Source organism: Micromonospora sp. WMMA1949, assembly GCF_027460145.1.
Lineage (GTDB): Bacteria > Actinomycetota > Actinomycetes > Mycobacteriales > Micromonosporaceae > Micromonospora.
In genome coordinates this window covers 732,670-747,944 of sequence record NZ_JAPZBG010000001.1, presented here as the reverse complement: position 1 = coordinate 747,944, position 15,275 = coordinate 732,670, and the positions used below count along the sequence as shown (strand labels likewise).

At 71.0% G+C, this 15,275-nt stretch carries 14 protein-coding genes; 9 read left to right on the top strand and 5 right to left on the bottom strand.

The window, feature by feature from the left end:
• Positions 1 to 3: 3 nt before the first annotated feature.
• On the top strand, positions 4 to 1,095 hold the full coding sequence (locus O7607_RS03275; protein WP_269700900.1) for an alpha/beta hydrolase: 1,092 nt from the start codon (positions 4 to 6) through the stop codon (positions 1,093 to 1,095).
• Positions 1,096 to 1,169: 74 nt separating this feature from the next.
• Here O7607_RS03275 and O7607_RS03270 read toward each other — a convergent pair whose 3' ends face one another.
• The gene (locus tag O7607_RS03270) at positions 1,170 to 1,802 is read right to left on the bottom strand and encodes a helix-turn-helix domain-containing protein (RefSeq protein WP_269700899.1); all 633 of its coding nucleotides are present in this window, start codon (positions 1,800 to 1,802) and stop codon (positions 1,170 to 1,172) included.
• A gap of 345 nt (positions 1,803 to 2,147) precedes the next feature.
• Here O7607_RS03270 and O7607_RS03265 point away from each other — a divergent pair, with 345 nt between their 5' ends.
• The 5 genes from O7607_RS03265 to O7607_RS03245 all read left to right on the top strand — a co-directional run bounded on the left by O7607_RS03265 (position 2,148) and on the right by O7607_RS03245 (position 6,955).
• Positions 2,148 to 3,197 carry a dipeptidase gene (locus tag O7607_RS03265; protein WP_269700898.1) on the top strand — a complete coding sequence of 350 codons (1,050 nt, stop codon included), beginning with the start codon at positions 2,148 to 2,150 and terminating at the stop codon, positions 3,195 to 3,197.
• Positions 3,198 to 3,228: 31 nt separating this feature from the next.
• A complete protein-coding gene (locus O7607_RS03260) occupies positions 3,229 to 4,842 on the top strand; it encodes an ABC transporter substrate-binding protein (RefSeq protein ID WP_269700897.1) in 1,614 nt (537 codons plus the stop codon).
• A gap of 67 nt (positions 4,843 to 4,909) precedes the next feature.
• Positions 4,910 to 5,776 carry a tetratricopeptide repeat protein gene (locus O7607_RS03255; RefSeq protein WP_269700896.1) on the top strand — a complete coding sequence of 289 codons (867 nt, stop codon included), beginning with the start codon at positions 4,910 to 4,912 and terminating at the stop codon, positions 5,774 to 5,776.
• A 1-nt stretch (position 5,777) separates the two neighbouring features.
• A complete protein-coding gene (locus O7607_RS03250) occupies positions 5,778 to 5,978 on the top strand; it encodes a tautomerase family protein (protein ID WP_018786431.1) in 201 nt (66 codons plus the stop codon).
• A complete protein-coding gene (locus O7607_RS03245) occupies positions 5,975 to 6,955 on the top strand; it encodes a D-2-hydroxyacid dehydrogenase (protein WP_269700895.1) in 981 nt (326 codons plus the stop codon). Before O7607_RS03250 ends, O7607_RS03245 begins: the two co-directional genes overlap by 4 nt.
• Before the next feature lie 62 nt (positions 6,956 to 7,017).
• On the opposite strand, the gene O7607_RS03240 is transcribed toward O7607_RS03245, so the two are convergent.
• The 4 genes from O7607_RS03240 to O7607_RS03225 are packed head-to-tail and all read right to left on the bottom strand — an operon-like array spanning position 7,018 to position 11,633.
• Entirely contained in the window at positions 7,018 to 9,204 is a 2,187-nt protein-coding gene (locus tag O7607_RS03240; RefSeq protein ID WP_433496119.1) for a thiamine pyrophosphate-dependent enzyme, read from the bottom strand.
• Between the two features lie 36 nt (positions 9,205 to 9,240).
• A complete protein-coding gene (locus tag O7607_RS03235) occupies positions 9,241 to 10,146 on the bottom strand; it encodes an ABC transporter permease (protein WP_269700893.1) in 906 nt (301 codons plus the stop codon).
• Complete coding sequence (gene nikB / locus O7607_RS03230; RefSeq protein ID WP_269700892.1) at positions 10,136 to 11,083, bottom strand: nickel ABC transporter permease; 948 nt, start codon at positions 11,081 to 11,083, stop codon at positions 10,136 to 10,138. Before nikB ends, O7607_RS03235 begins: the two co-directional genes overlap by 11 nt.
• A gap of 19 nt (positions 11,084 to 11,102) precedes the next feature.
• The gene (locus O7607_RS03225; protein WP_269700891.1) at positions 11,103 to 11,633 is read right to left on the bottom strand and encodes an Lrp/AsnC family transcriptional regulator; all 531 of its coding nucleotides are present in this window, start codon (positions 11,631 to 11,633) and stop codon (positions 11,103 to 11,105) included.
• A gap of 120 nt (positions 11,634 to 11,753) precedes the next feature.
• Between O7607_RS03225 and O7607_RS03220 the strand changes: the two genes are divergently transcribed.
• The 3 genes from O7607_RS03220 to O7607_RS03210 are packed head-to-tail and all read left to right on the top strand — an operon-like array spanning position 11,754 to position 15,267.
• On the top strand, positions 11,754 to 12,791 hold the full coding sequence (locus tag O7607_RS03220; RefSeq protein WP_269700890.1) for an ABC transporter ATP-binding protein: 1,038 nt from the start codon (positions 11,754 to 11,756) through the stop codon (positions 12,789 to 12,791).
• Positions 12,788 to 13,837, top strand: coding sequence for an ABC transporter ATP-binding protein (locus O7607_RS03215; RefSeq protein WP_269700889.1), 1,050 nt, complete (start codon positions 12,788 to 12,790; stop codon positions 13,835 to 13,837). Before O7607_RS03220 ends, O7607_RS03215 begins: the two co-directional genes overlap by 4 nt.
• A 2-nt stretch (positions 13,838 to 13,839) precedes the next feature.
• Complete coding sequence (locus tag O7607_RS03210; RefSeq protein WP_269700888.1) at positions 13,840 to 15,267, top strand: aldehyde dehydrogenase family protein; 1,428 nt, start codon at positions 13,840 to 13,842, stop codon at positions 15,265 to 15,267.
• The last annotated feature ends 8 nt before the right edge of the window (positions 15,268 to 15,275 follow it).

The following is a 15,275-nucleotide window of genomic DNA, read 5'->3' as shown; positions in this document are numbered from 1 at the left end:
CGGGTGCGGCTCACTGTCGTGGCCGGCCCCGGCCTGGTGGCCGACCCGGCCCTGCTGGCGTCGCTGACCGCCGCCACCTGCGCCGAACTGGACGTCCCCGGTCAGGTCGTCACCGTCGCCTCGGCCGGCGAGCTGCGCTCGTTGCTCGCCGCGACGGACCAGCCGGTGGTGGCTCTGCCCGGCCCCACGTCGGCGGCCCGTGCCCTCATCGGCGCGCAGCCGTCCGGCGTGGTCTGGTACGACCTGACCGTCGAGCCGCCGGTGCCCGGCGCGGTCCACCTGTCCGGACGGGGACTGTGGGGCCTGGCGTGGGCGATCCGGCACGCCGTGCACCGCCTCCGCGCGCCGGCCACCCGGATCGCCTACGGCCCCGACCCGGACCAGTGGGGCGACCTGCGGCTGCCGTCCACCTCGGACGCCGGCCCGGCGCCGGTCGCGGTGCTGCTGCACGGCGGGTTCTGGCGGTCCATCTGGGGGGCGGACCTGATGGACGCGCTCGCCGCCGACCTGGCCCGGCGCGGGTACGCCTCCTGGAATCTGGAGTACCGGCGCCCGGACCGGCACGGCTGGGATGCGACCACGCAGGACGTGGAGGCGGGCCTGCGCGCGTTGCGGGAACCGGCCCGCGACCGGTTGGTCGACCTGGACCGCATCGTCGTGCTGGGGCACTCGGCCGGCGGGCAGCTCGCGCTGCGCGCCGCGGCGGACCTCGCCGCGCGTCCGGGCGGTCCGCGTGTCGCGCTCGCGGTGTCGCTGGCCGGGGTGCTCGACCTCACCGAGGGCGAGCGGCGCTACCTCGGCGACGGCGCGGTCGCCGCGGCGCTCGGCGGCTCCCCGGTGACGGCCCCGCGCCGGTACGCCGAGAGCGACCCGATGCGGCGCCTGCCGACCGGGGTGCCGACGCTGCTCGTGCAGGGGACGGAGGACAGCCTCGACCTCGTCGACGCCAACCGGCGCTACGCCGCCGCCGCGGCGGCAGCGGGCGACGAGATCCGCCACCTCGAACAGCCGGGGGATCACTTTGCCGTCATCGACCCGGCGTCGGTCATCTGGCAGGACACGATGACCGCCGTGGACGCCCGCCTCGGTCGCTGACGCCACACAGCGAATCGCCCTCCGTGTTCACCTACGTGAAATCAGAGGGCGATTCGTGGTGCCCGGTGCGCCGGTCAGAACAGGCGGGGCGTGACCACCGAGACCACAGTGGTCACCGCGTCGGTGTCGTTGTAGAGCTGGTGCGGCACCGACGAGCGCAGGTGCACGCTGTCACCCGGGAACAGCCGGTGCTCGACGCCCTCGACCTCGTAGAGCAGCTCGCCGGAGATGACGTAGGCGAACTCCTCGCCCCGGTGGCCGTACGCGTTCTCGCGGCGCCCGCCCGGCGCGATGTGCACGAGCATCGGTTCGAGCACCAGGTCCGGTCCCCGGTCGGAGAGCATGCGGTAGGTCTGCTGCCCGGACACGTACTGCGTCGCGGCCGTCTCCGCCCTGGTCAGCGTGAAGTGCCGGGGGAGCGAGGAGACGGTGCTGTCCGGCGAGGGCGTGCCGGCGTCGAAGAAGTCGGCAACCGACCGGTCGAGCGCCTTCGCGACGCTGCCGAGCGCGGTCAGGCCGATGGAGGAGATGCCGCGCTCGACCTGGGACAGGAAACCGATGGACAGCCCCGAGCGGGAGGCCAGGCCGCGCAGCGTCAGCCCGCGTTCCTTGCGGTAGCGCCGGATCCGGCCGCCGACGACACCCGCGGGCGTGTTCTCGTCCGCGGCGCCACCGGAGCCGGCCTGCTCCGACGGCTGACTGTTCATGGGCCGCACGGGGACCTCCTGTCGAGGTGGCGGGACCTCCGCCGGGATGTTCGATGGTATCGAACATCCCCGCAGGTCCGCGAGGGTAAGGAGGTCGCAATCCTCGGCGTACGGGATGGACTGCGTCACCCCCTCCACAGTGCACCGTGCGTTTTCTCCGCTTCGAAGTCTTGGTGGCGCTATGACCCGTTCGCGCCGGACGGGCTGCCTCGATCGGTTTGCCGCGCGTCAGAACGACGAAATTCGTCAGTTAGACACTACGTACTGACGAGTTGGTGAGATTTTATGGACAACAAGTTGCGTGCCTCGTAGAGTCTCGGCATCTTCCGATGATCTGGAGATGACGTGAACACTGCCGCCACCGACCATCCCGTTCTCTCGGCCGCCGACGTGCACGCCGCCGCCACCGTGGTGGACGGAAGCACTGTCATCGAGCTGAGCGACGCCCACCTCGACCGGATCCGGCGAGGCGGCGTCACCGCTGTGAACCACACGGTCACCAGGCCGTACGCGGACACCGTCACCGCCCTGCGCGAAGTCAACCGCTGCCGCAGGTGGATCGACGCGCACCCGGACGACGTCCTGCTCGCCCTCACGGTGGACGACATCCACCGGGCGAAGGCCGAGGGCAAGGAGGCCGTGATCCTCGGCCCGCAGGACACCGAGATGATCGGCGCCGACCTCGACCTGCTCGGCACGTTCCACGACCTCGGCGTCCGCATCCTCCAGCTGACGTACCAGCGGCAGAACCTGCTCGGTGCGGGCTGCGGCGAGGACACCGACTCGGGGCTCTCGCACCGCGGCCGCACGTTCGTCAAGGCGATGAACGAGCTGGGGGTGCTCGTCGACGTCTCGCACAGCGGCGAGCGCACCGGCCTGGACGCCATGGACGCCTCGGACAAGCCGGTCGTCGTCACGCACTCGTTCTGCGACGCGCTGTCGCCGCACATCCGCGCCAAGTCGGACGGATACCTGCGGCGCCTGGCCGAGCAGGGCGGCGTCATGGGCATCACCACCCTGTCGGGATTCCTGTACCACCCGGACGACCCGTCCCGTCGTCCGGACCTGACCCGCTTCGTCGAGCACGTCTCCCGCGTCGTGGAGGTGGCCGGCGTCGACCACGTCGCCGTGGCCACCGACTACGACGAGACGTGGACCGAGGAGATGCGGATCGCGCAGCTCAAGAGCATCGCGGAGGCGAACTCGAAGGAGCACCGGAACCTGCTGGGTGATTTCGGCTGGGAGGAGCGCCGGGCGATCGGCATGGACGACGCCTCGGACTTCCCGAACATCACCGCGGCGCTTCTGGCCGGCGGCTTCTCGCCGGAGGACGTGACCAAGATCCTCGGGGGCAACTGGCTTCGGGTCTATGGGGAGGCATGGAAGCCGGCCTGAAGCGCTAATCGTGACACTGCCAAGGAGACTGATGCGTACCCGAATTCTGATGAGAGCGCTGGCGGTGGGCGTCGTGGCGACGCTCGCGGCCGGCTGCGGAGGCGGCGAGCCGCCGTCGGGCAAGTCCGATGGCAACGCCAGTGACGGCCTCACCAGCAACGTCAAGCTGGAGGACGAGACGCAGGCCGCCGGCACGCCGAAGTCCGGCGGCCGCCTGCGGATCATGATCCGGCTGGACGCCAACGAACTCGACCCGCACCGGATGTCGGAGACCTCGGCCTTCGTCATCAACGAGCAGATCTACGAGTCGCTCGTGCAGTCGTACCGGGGTGAGATCAAGCCGGCCATCGCCGAGTCGTGGGAGCTGAGCGCGGACGGCCTGACCGTGACGTTCAAGCTGCGCGACAACGCGTACTTCCACAGTGGCCGCAAGGTGACCGCCGCCGACGTGAAGTACTCGATCGAGCGGATCAAGGACCCGGCCACCCGGGCACCGCGCGCCCGCAGCTACGAGGGCATCACCTCGGTCGAGGCGCCCGACGAGCGCACCGTCGTGATGAAGCTGGCCAAGCCCAACGCCGCCATCCTGACCCTGCTCTCCACCGCCGCGTCGTCGATCGTCGACCGGACCGTGGTCGAGAAGCAGGGCGACCTCAACGGCAGCGTCGACGGCGGCAGCGGGCCGTTCAAGCTCGCCGCCCGGACCACCGGCCAGGCCATCAAGCTCGACAAGCACGACAAGTACTGGGAGTCCGGGGTTCCGTACCTGGACGGGCTGGACTTCACCTTCAACCCCGACGACAACGCCCGCGCCGCCGCCGTGCGCAGCGGCACCGTCGACTTCCTGTGGCGGCCCGCGCCCGAGTTCATCGACGCGCTCAAGCGGGACGAGAAGCTCAAGTGGTACGGCGGCTCCGGCTCGCTGTCGCTGCACCTGCGGCTGAACACCTCGAAGGCGCCGTACGACAACGTCAAGGTCCGGCAGGCCATCTACATGGCGCTGGACCGGCAGGAGATCCTGAACGTCGCCAACTCCGGCTTCGGCACCGCGCTCAACGCCGGCTACCTGCCGCCGGACCGCTTCGGCGCGCTCAAGGAGCCGGTGTACGGCAAGCCGGACATCGAGAAGGCGAAGGCGCTGCTGGCCGAGGCGGGCTACCCGAACGGCTTCGACGCCAAGCTGATGGTCATCGCCACCTCGGCGTTCCAGGTGCGCTCGGCCGAGGTCGAGCAGCAGCAGCTCGCCAAGATCGGCATCAAGGTGACGCTGGAGTCGGTGGAGTCCACCATCGCCGACACCAAGACGAAGTCCGGCGACTTCGACATGTACCAGTCCGGCTTCGGCCTCACCTACGACCCGGACGAGCGGTTCACCGCCAGCTTCCTCAAGGGCGGCGGCCTGAACTACGGCAACTGGTCCGACGCGGAGTACGAGGACCTGGTCGTCAAGGCCCGCTCCGAGATGGACAAGGGCAAGCGTGCCCAGCTCTACCAGCAGGCCGAGAAGATCCTCGCCGAGCGGGGCCCGGTGGCGATGACGTTCCTGAACGCCGACTTCGACGTGGTGCAGAAGGACGTCATGGGTTACCGCGGTGACCCGACGCCGACGTACCGCTTCTACCGGCACCTCTGGCTGGACCGCTGACGAACCGCGGAGGGGGCGCCGCCTCCCGGGGGCGCCCCCTCCGCCGTACCGCGACGAAAGGCAATCCATGACGTCCGTACCCCTCACCCACCGCTACATCATCGCCGCCCGGCTGAAGGGCTACCTCGGCAAGCACGAGGAGTCCGTGGCGCTGCTGACCGAGGCGCTCGAACTGGAGCCGAACAGCCCGCGCCTGCTGCGTTTCCGGGGGCACCGGCGGATCTCCATCAGTGACTACGCCGGCGCGATCGCGGACCTGCGCACCGCCGCCGACCAGCTCGCCGGCGTCGAGGACGAGTACGAGATGTACCAGCCGGAGGTGGAGAAGGACGTCGTGAGCCTGATCCTCGGCCGGCCCGAGGACGTGCGCCCGCAGCACCTCAGCGACACCGACGCCGCCGCGAACCCGGAGATCCTCGGCCGCTACAACACCACGCTGCACGCCTCCGTCTGGTACCACCTCGGCGTCGCCCAGTACCTCGCCGGCGACCTGGAGGGCTGCCTGTCCAGCTTCGCCGAGTCGGAGAAGGCGTCCCGCCACCAGGAGGGCCTGGTGGCGTCGCAGGACTGGCAGTACATGGCGCTGCGGCGCCTCGGCCGGACCGCCGAGGCCGAGGAGGTGCTCGACCGGTTCCGCACTGTCGACCTGGTCGACGAGCCGCACCTGGTGGGCTACGAGGGCCGGATGAAGCTCTACACCGGCCAGATCGGCCCGGACGAGCTGTGGGCGATGTGCGACGGCAACAGCCTCAAGACCGTCACCCAGGGGTACGGCCTCGGCAACTGGCACTACTACAACGGCGACGTCGCCAAGGCGCGCGAGGTCTTCGACGGGGTGCTCAAGACCCGCGTCACGCACGCCTTCGCGTACCTCGCAGTCAAGGCCGAATACGAGCGCAACCCGGACTTCGCGACCACGAGCAAGGAGAACTGACATGGCAATCATCCGGGCCGAGATCGGCAAGCGGGACCAGGCCACCAAGGAAGCGATGATCGCTGACCTGACCGACGTGCTGGTCAAGTACGGCTCCCCGCGCGAGAACACCCACGTCCTGCTCTACGAGGTGTCGTACGACAACTGGGCCAAGGGCGGCGTGACGTACAACAACCGGAAGCGTGCGCAGGAGTCCTCGTGACCGGCGCCGTCGCGGGACCGCACGTCCTGCTCACCCCCAACCTGTCGGACCTGCTCCCGCAACTGCGGGAGCGGTTCCCGCAGTGCCGGTTCAGCCCGGTTCCGGACGGTGAGCCGGTACGCGACGAGTGGCTCGACGCCGAGGTGATCCTGCGCAGCGCGATGAACGAGGACACCTTCGACGAGCTGCTGGCCAAGTGCGACAGGCTGCGGTGGGTGCAGATCACCGCCGCCGGGTTCGACTGGGTGGGCGGCGAGCTGATGCAGCGCCGCCTCGCCGAAGGGCTGCTCTACACCCGGTCGCCCAACTCCTACAACGTGCCGATCGCCGAGTACGCCATCGGCGCGGTGCTGATGCGCTTCCGCGCGTTCCCGGAGCACCGGGAGGCGCAGGAACGCCGGGAGTGGGTGCGGATCACCGGCCGGGACTTCATCGGCAGCACGATGCTGGTGTTCGGCACCGGCGGCATCGGCGGCGAGGTGGCCTGGCGGGCCCGCGCACTCGGAGTCGACGTGATCGGCGTGAACCGCTCCGGCGCTCCGGCCGAGGGCTTCGACCGGGTGATCCCGTACGCCGAGCACATGACGGTGCTGCCGGAGGCCGACTCGGTGGTCCTGGCCATGCCGCTGACCACCGAGAACCGCTACTTCTTCGACGCCGCGCACTTCGCGGCGATGAAGGAGTCGGCGGTGCTGGTGAACGTCGGGCGGGGCGCCCTCGTGGCAGAGGACGCCCTGGTCGACGCGATGCGGTCCGGCCGGATCGCCGGCGCGGTGCTGGACGTGTTCGAGGAGGAGCCGCTGCCGGCCGACCACCGGCTGTGGGACCTGCCGAACACGACGATCACCCCGCACACGTCGTTCCGCGGCACCGGCAACCTCCAGCGGCTCTACGCCGACTTCTGCGTCAACCTGGAGCGTTACCTGGCCGGCGAGCAGTTGGCCGGCCTGAAGCGGCAGCCCGATCTGGGGTACTGAGGCGGCCGAACGGGAGGCGGCCCACCGGATGATCCGGTGGGCCGCCTTCGTCGTGCCGTGCGTCAGTCGAGCAGCGCGCGCGCCGCAGTCAGCACGTCGTGCTCACCGAGCAGGACGTGGTCGGCCGCCGGGCCCAGCGGGACGTAGCTGTCGACGCTGTTGACGCGGGAGATCCGCCCCGGGTAACCGGCGTCCACCAGGGCGGCCACCACCGCCTCGGACACCCCGCCGCCGGCCCGCGTCTCGTCGACCACCAGGACCCGGGGTACGCCGTCGAGCGCGGCGAGCAGGCTCGCGGCCGGCAGCGGCGCCAGCCACTGCAGGTCGACGACACGGGTGCCGGCGCCCCGCTCGGCGGCCAGCGTCTCGGCCACCCGCAGACTCATCGGCACGCCGTTGCCGAACGTGACGAGCGCCAGGTCACCGCCGCCGCGTACGGTGCGGACCTGCCCGAGCGGCGCCTCACCGGCCGCCCACTCGTCCGGCGGGGCGTACCGGGCCAGCCAGCCGCCGTCGCCGTCGGTGTGCAGGTCGCGGGTGTGGTAGAGCGCGATCGGCTCCAGGAACACGCAGACCCGCTTCTCCTGCTCGGCCAGCGCGAGGCACTGCCGCAGCAGCGCCGGCGCGGTGGCCGGGTGGGAGGCGACAGCCAGCGCCAGGCCGGGGATGTCGCGCAGCACCGCCACCGAGTTGTCGTTGTGGAAGTGCCCGCCGAACCCCTTCTGGTACGCCAGGCCGGCGATCCGGACGACCATCCCGTTGCCGTACTGCCCGTCGGAGAAGAACCGCAGCGAGGCGGCCTCGCCGCGCAGCTGGTCCTCGGCGTTGTGCAGGTAGGCGAGGTACTGGATCTCCGGGATCGGCAGCGTGCCGGCCAGCGCGCCGCCGAGCGCCACCCCGAGGATGGTCTGCTCGTCCAGCAGCGTGTCGAACACGCGGTTCGCGCCGAACGCCTTGCGCAGCCCGCGGGTGGCGCCGTAGACGCCGCCCTTGCGCGCCACGTCCTCGCCGAACACCTGGGCCTGCGGCCAGGTGAGCAGCGCGTCGTGCAGGGCGGCGTTGACCGACTGGGCGAGCGTGAGCGGCCCGCGCGCCTCGGGGAGCCGGCCGCCGAACACCTTCTCCCGGCCGGCGCCGGCCCGTGCGGCGGCCGCGCCGACCCGGTCGGTCCGGCGTTCGGTGAGCGGCCCGGTCACCGCCGCCGCGTCGGGCAGCCGCTCGACCCGCCCGAGCATCGCCTCCGCCTGGTCCATGACCAGTTTGCGGGTCTGCTCGTAGCGGGCCAGGCTCTCGGCCGGGGCGAGGATCCCGCGCCAGGCCAGCACCGCTGCCGTGGCCAGCAGCGGGTCGCGGGCGTAGTCGGCGAGGATCTCCGACCGGGACCGGTACGCCAGCTCCGCGTCGGAGCCGGCGTGGCCCATGAACCGGACCGTCCGCAGGTGCAGCACGGCGGGACGGCGTCCGGCGCGTACCCGGTGGGCCGTCTCGGCCGCGACGGCGAGCAACCGCACGGGGTCGGTGCCGTCGGCGGCGGTGTAGTCGAGGCCGGGCAGCGCGGACAGCATCCGGTCCACCCAGCCGTGCGGGGACCGGGTGCTGATGCCGATGCCGTTGTCCTCGCAGACGAACAGCACCGGCATCCCGAGCCCCTGGTGGGCGGCCCAGCCGACGGCGTTCAGCGCCCCGGCGGCGGTGGAGTGGTTGGCCGAGGCGTCGCCGAAGCTGCACACCACCACGGCGTCGGCCGGGTAGCCGGTGTCGCCGACGCCGCGGTCCAGGGCGAACGCCATGCCCATCGCGCGGGGCAGGTGCGAGGCGATGGTCGAGGTCTGCGGGATGATGTTCAGCTCCCGGTGCCCGAACACCTTGTGCCGGCCACCGGAGATCGGATCCCGGCGCGACGCGGCGGCGGAGTGCAGCACGTCGGTGACCGGGGTGGAGCCGGGAACCTGCCCGGCCCGGGCGGCGTAGAAACCGCCGGACCGGTAGTGCAGCAGCGCCGGGTCGGTCGGGCGCAGCGCCAGCGCGACGGCGGCGTTGCTCTCGTGGCCGCTGGACCCGATCGTGTAGAAGCCCTCCCGTTTCGACTGCAGCCACCGCAGCGCGAGGTCGAGGTGGCGGCTCTGGATCTGGGCGTCGAAGTAGTCCAGCAGCAGACCGGCGTCGACCTCGACGTCCGGCGACGGGTCGGCGGGCGCCGGGGCGCCCGCCGACCATTCCGACAGTTGACGAACCAGGTGTTCGTCGATGGTTTCCACGTTGCTCCTTGCCGGGGGTGCGAGGGGTCAGCGGCTGGAACGGCCGCGCAGTCGCGGGTCGAGCACGTCGCGAAGGGTGTCGCCCAGCAGGTTGAAGCCCAGCACCGCGATCATGATGCAGACGCCGGGGACGACGGACGGCCAGATCGACATCTCCATGAACGCCTTGCCGCTGGAGAGCATCGACCCCCAGGACGGCTGGGGCGGCTGCACGCCGAGCCCGAGGTAGCCCAGTGACGCCTCGACGAGGATGGCGGTGGCGAGGCTCGTGGTGAACTGCACCGCGATCGGGGCGACCGAGTTGGGCAGGATGTACTTGAAGATCAGCCGGGCGTTGCTGAGGCCGACCGCCTGGCCGGACTCCACGTACGGCTCGCGGCGCACCGACATGGCCGTGCCGCGCACCACGCGGGCGAAGCTCGGGATGAACACGAGGATCAGGGCCAGGATCAGGTTCTCCGTGCCGGGCCCCCGGGCGGCCACCACCGCCAGCGCGAGCAGCAGCGTGGGGAAGGCGAACATGATGTCGGTGGCCGGGGTGATGACCGCGTCGAGGAAGCCCCGGTAGAAGCCGGCGAGCAGTCCGAGCAGGACGCCGATCGCGCCCGCGCAGGTCACCACGATCAGGCTGACGGCCAGCGAGGTGCGTGCGCCGTACAGGGCCCGGCTGAGCAGGTCACGGCCGGCCTCGTCGGCGCCGAGCGGGAAGTCGCCGCCGGGCGCGGCGAGCCGCTGGTTGGACATGGCGGTCGGGTCGTACGGGGCGATGAGCGGGGCCAGTGCCGCTGCGGAGACCATCAGCACCACGATGACCAGGCCGATGGCGCCCACCCGGTCGCGCCAGATCAGGCGCAGCAACTCGAGGCTGCGGGGGGTCTTGCGAGTGGCCGCCGCCTCGGCGGGGCGGCGGCCGGGGGCGATGTCAGTGACCACTGCGCAACCTCGGATCCAGGTAGGTGTAGATGAGGTCTACGAGGAAGTTGACGACGACGTAGAAGAAGGCCAGGAAGAGCAGGGTGCCCTGGACGACCGGGTAGTCGCGCTGGGAGATGCCGCGGATGACCATCGTCCCCAGGCCCGGCCAGGCGAACACCTGCTCGACGATCACCGTGCCGCCCAGCAGCGCGCCGGCCTGGATGCCCAGCACCGTCACGACCGGGATCAGCGAGTTGCGCAGCGCGTGCCGGCTCATGACCACGCGCTCGGCGAGGCCCTTGGACCGGGCGGTGCGCACGTAGTCCTGGTTGAGCACCTCCAGCATGCTGGAGCGGGTCATCCGCATGCTGATCGCGGCGAGGCTGGAGCCGAGCGTCACGGCGGGGAGGACGAGGTGCTTCAGGGTGCCCCAGAAGCCCTCGCCCTCACCCGCGCCCTGGGACGGCAGCCAGCCCAGTGACACCGAGAAGACGTACACCAGCAGGATGCCGAGCCAGAAGTTCGGCAGCGACAGCCCGACCAGCGAGCCGACCCGGGTGGTGGCGTCCAGCAGCCCGTTGCGCTTGGTGGCACTGAGGACGCCGAGCGGGATGGAGATGAGGATCGAGACCAGCAGCGCCGACACGGCCAGCAGCAGCGTGGACGGAAGGCGCTGCATGATCTCTTCCAGCACCGGCTGGCCGGTGCGCATCGAGGTGCCGAAGTCGCCCTGGACGAGGGCGCCGAGCCACCTCAGGAACTGCTCGTACACGGGCATGTCGAGCCCGAAGTAGCGGCGCATCTCCGCCTCGATCGCGGGGTCGCCGAAGTCCTGGCCCATGATCGAACTGATCACGTCGCCGGGGATCATGCGGATCACGAGGAACGAGATCACCGAGATCCCGAACAGGACTGGAATAACCGATAAGAGACGGGTCAACGTGATGCGCAGCATTGCGGGTTTCTCCGGTCGGTCAGGTGTCAGCGCCGGGTGTGCCGGGGTCCGCCTCCGCGTCCCAGCCGGCTTCCTCGTCCCCCGTGACGGCGATGTCGCGCGCCCACTCGTGCGCGCGCTTGGCGACCCGTAGCACCATCACCGACCTGCTCTCCATCACCCCGTCGAGGTTGCCGAGCCGCTCCGTCCAGAACCGCCGCATGGCGTTGCTGGAGGCGAAGTAGCCGACGGCGATGACGTCGAACTGGCCGGTCACGTGGTAGACGTACGCGATCTCCGGCATCCCGGCGAGCTTGTCGATGAGCCTTTCTGTGGCACCGGGAGCGCTCTGGATCTCGAACAGGGTGTGCACCGGCCGCCCCATGAAGGCGGCACTGGGAATGGCGGCGAACTGCAGCTGACCCTCGGTGACAAGCCGTTCCACCCGGCGTCGTACGGATCCCTCGGAGAGGCCGACCTTCGCCGCCAGCGCGACGTTCGTCTGCCTCGGGTCCTGAACGAGCTCCCGGATGATGCTGCGATCTTTCTCGATCGAGCTCTTGGATGCCATCTCGCTCCAACTCTTAGTGACGGAATTCGTCGCTGCCGGGAGCCTAGACGACGAACATCGTCTGTGCAACACTCCCCAGTGACGAATGGTGGCGTTCGGGAGTCTAACTCAGGGGGATCGATGGCCTTGTTGGAGGTCCGGGATCTGCGCACCGAATTCCGCGGCGCGCGGGGCTCGGTGACGGCGGTGGACGGGGTGTCGTTCACTGTCGACGCAGGGGAGATGGTCGCCCTCGTCGGAGAGTCCGGCTGCGGGAAGTCGGCGACCGCTCAGTCCATCATGGGGTTGATCGTGCCGCCGGCCGGTCAGGTGACCGGCGGTCAGGTGCTTTTCGAGGGTCGTGACCTGCTGCGACTGTCCGCACGGGAGCTGCGGGGCGTACGCGGCAAGGGCATCTCGATGATCTTCCAGGACCCGATGACCTCGCTGAACCCGGTGCTGACAGTGGGCCGGCAGATGACCGAGGCGCTGGAACTGCACCTCGGGATGAGCCGCCGGGCGGCCCGCAGGCGAGCCGTCGAGCTGCTGGAGATGGTGCGCATCCCGGCCGCCGAGACCCGGCTCAGCTCCTACCCGCACCAGCTCTCCGGCGGCATGCGCCAGCGGGTCATGATCGCCATGGCGCTCTCCTGCCGGCCACGGCTGATCCTCGCCGACGAGATCACCACCGCGCTCGACGTCACCATCCAGGCGCAGGTGCTCGACCTGCTGCGGGAACTGGCGCTGGAGACCCGCACCGCGGTCCTGCTCATCACCCACGACCTCGGCGTGGTCGCCGGCATGGCCGAGCGGGTGAACGTCATGTACGCCGGGCAGATCGTCGAACGCGCCGGCACTGTCGACCTGTTCCACCAGCCGCAGATGCCGTACACCTGGGGTCTGCTCGGCTCGGTGCCGCGCCTCGACCAGGCTCGCGGCGGCAAGCTGCGTCCCATCGCCGGCCGCCCGCCGGAGCTGTCCGAGCTGCCTCCCGGCTGCCGCTTCGCCCCGCGCTGCGTGCACGCCCGCGACATCTGCCAGGGCGAGTCGCCCGGCCTGACCACCGTGCCGGACCGCGACCAGCTCACCCGCTGCTGGGGCATGCGCCCGGCCGAGCAGGGCGGCTGGCTAACCACGACGGACCGCTTCGCCGACCAGACCGCGGAGGTGCGCTCATGACGACCACGGCCCCCGACACCGCCCCCGACGCCGCCCCGGACCCGCTGCTGCGGGTGCGTGACCTGGCTGTCGACTTCAAGGTGCCGGTACGCGGCTCGCTGCTGCCCGCCCGGCTGCGCGCGGTCTCCGGTGTGGACCTGGACGTGCGGCGCGGCGAGATCATCGGCGTGGTCGGCGAATCCGGCTGTGGCAAGTCCACCACCGGGCGGGGCATCCTCCAGCTGCTCAAGCCCAGCCAGGGCACCGTCACCTTCGACGGCACCGAACTGACCACGCTGGACCGCCGGCGGATGCGGGGCATGCGCCGGCAGATGCAGATGATCTTCCAGGACCCGTTCGCCTCGCTGAACCCCCGCATGACGATCGGCGAGCTGATCGAGGAACCGCTGCTCGTGCACTCCGACCTGCCCGCGGCGGGCCGGCGCGCGAAGGCACGGGAGACCATGCAGATGGTCGGGCTCAGCGAGAAGTGGCACGACCGCTACCCGCACGAGTTCTCCGGCGGCCAGCGCCAGCGCGTCGGCATCGCGCGCGCCCTGGTCAGCAACCCGCAGTTCATCGTCGCCGACGAGCCGGTCTCCGCGCTCGACGTCTCGGTGCAGGCGCAGATCGTCAACCTGCTGGAGGAACTCCAGGAGGAGCTGGGCCTGACCATGATGTTCATCGCCCACGACCTCGCCGTCGTGCGGCACCTCTGCGACCGCATCGCGGTGATGTACCTCGGCACCGTCGTCGAGGTCGGGGACTGCGAGGACATGTACGACCGGCCGCGCCACCCGTACACCCAGGCCCTGCTGTCGGCGGTGCCGATCCCCGACCCGCTGATCGAGACCGAGCGCCGGCGGGTGATCCTCAGCGGTGACGTGCCGAGCCCGCTGAACCCGCCGTCCGGCTGCCGGTTCCGGACCCGCTGCTGGAAGGCGCAGGACGTCTGCGCGACCGAGACCCCGAAGCTCACCGGCGACGGGCACCAGGTCGCCTGCCACTTCCCGGAGAACGCCGACCCGCAGGGCGAACCGGTCGCCGCCGTCGGCGCGGGGCGGTAGACGTGTCCGTGCCGTACCACCGCAACCTCGTCGACGGCGAGTGGGTAGACGGGGAACGCCGCCCCAACCTCAACCCGGCCCGCCCCGGCGAGGTCGTCAGCGAGTACGCCGCCGCCGACCGGGAGACGACCCGCGCGGCGATCGCGGCGGCCCGCCGCGCCCGGCCCGGCTGGGCGACGCTGCCCGTCGGCGACCGGATGGGGATGCTGGACCGGATCGGCGCCACCATCATGGACCGAGCCGACGAACTCGCCACGCTGCTCGCCCGGGAGGAGGGCAAGCTGCTCGCCGAGGCCCGAGGCGAGGTCGTCCGCGCCGGGCAGACGTTTCGCTACTACGCCCACCAGCTGCTCCAGCCCACCGGCGAGGTCTACGCCTCCACCCGGCCGAACGTGCACGCCGAGGTCCGCCGCCGTCCACTGGGCGCGGTCGGGATCATCACGCCCTGGAACTACCCGCTGGCGATCCCGGCGTGGAAGGTCGCGCCGGCGCTCGCGTACGGCAACACGGTCGTGCTGAAACCCGCCGAGCTGGTCCCCGCCAGCGCCGGGGAACTCGCCCGGATCATCGCCGGCGCCGGTGTCCCGGCCGGCGTGTTCAACCTGGTCATGGGCGCCGGCTCGGTGGTCGGGGAGGAACTGCTCACCAGCGACGGCCTCGACGGCATCTCGTTCACCGGCGGCACCCGCACCGGCGCGCACGTCGCCCAGCGCTGCATCGCCCACGGCAACAAGCGGTTCCAGCTGGAGATGGGCGGCAAGAACCCGCTCGTGGTGTGCGACGACGCCGACCTGGAGGTGGCGGTGCGCTGCGCGCTGGACGGCAGCTTCTTCAGCACCGGCCAGCGCTGCACCGCCTCCAGCCGGCTGATCGTGACGGCCGGCATCCACGACCGGTTCGTGGCGGCGCTGGCCGAGGCGACGCGGGCGCTGCGCGTCGGTGACCCGCTCGACCCGGACAGCCAGCTCGGCCCGGTGGTCAGCGCCGGTCAGCTCGACCAGAACCTCGACTACGTCCGGATCGGACGCGACGAGGGCGCGACGGTCGCGGCCGGCGGGACGCACGACGGGCAGTTCATGCGACCCACCCTGCTCGTCGGTGCGCGCAACGACATGCGGGTGGCCCGGGAGGAGATCTTCGGCCCGGTGTCCTGCGTGATCCGCGCCGCCGACCTCGACGAGGCGATCGACCTCGCCAACGACACCGACTACGGGTTGTCCGCCGGGATCGTCACCACCTCCCTGGCGACGGCGGAACGGTTCAAGCGCGACGCCCGCGCCGGCATCGTCACCGTCAACCTGCCCACCGCCGGCACCGAACTGCACCTGCCGTTCGGCGGCACCGGCGCCTCCAACCACGGCCCGCGTGAGCAGGGCGGCTACGCCCGCGACTTCTACAGCGTGCCGGTGACCTGCTACACCGGCTGGTGAGGACCCCG

What these genes read in the sequence shown, in the direction of transcription:
- O7607_RS03270 (WP_269700899.1), bottom strand. Translation starts at nt 1,802, where the DNA reads ATGAACAGTCAGCCGTCGGAGCAGGCCGGCTCCGGTGGCGCCGCGGAC.
- O7607_RS03260 (WP_269700897.1), top strand. Translation starts at nt 3,229, where the DNA reads ATGCGTACCCGAATTCTGATGAGAGCGCTGGCGGTGGGCGTCGTGGCG.
- O7607_RS03255 (WP_269700896.1), top strand. Translation starts at nt 4,910, where the DNA reads ATGACGTCCGTACCCCTCACCCACCGCTACATCATCGCCGCCCGGCTG.
- O7607_RS03250 (WP_018786431.1), top strand. Translation starts at nt 5,778, where the DNA reads ATGGCAATCATCCGGGCCGAGATCGGCAAGCGGGACCAGGCCACCAAG.
- nikB (WP_269700892.1), bottom strand. Translation starts at nt 11,083, where the DNA reads ATGCTGCGCATCACGTTGACCCGTCTCTTATCGGTTATTCCAGTCCTG.
- O7607_RS03225 (WP_269700891.1), bottom strand. Translation starts at nt 11,633, where the DNA reads ATGGCATCCAAGAGCTCGATCGAGAAAGATCGCAGCATCATCCGGGAG.
- O7607_RS03220 (WP_269700890.1), top strand. Translation starts at nt 11,754, where the DNA reads ATGGCCTTGTTGGAGGTCCGGGATCTGCGCACCGAATTCCGCGGCGCG.
- O7607_RS03215 (WP_269700889.1), top strand. Translation starts at nt 12,788, where the DNA reads ATGACGACCACGGCCCCCGACACCGCCCCCGACGCCGCCCCGGACCCG.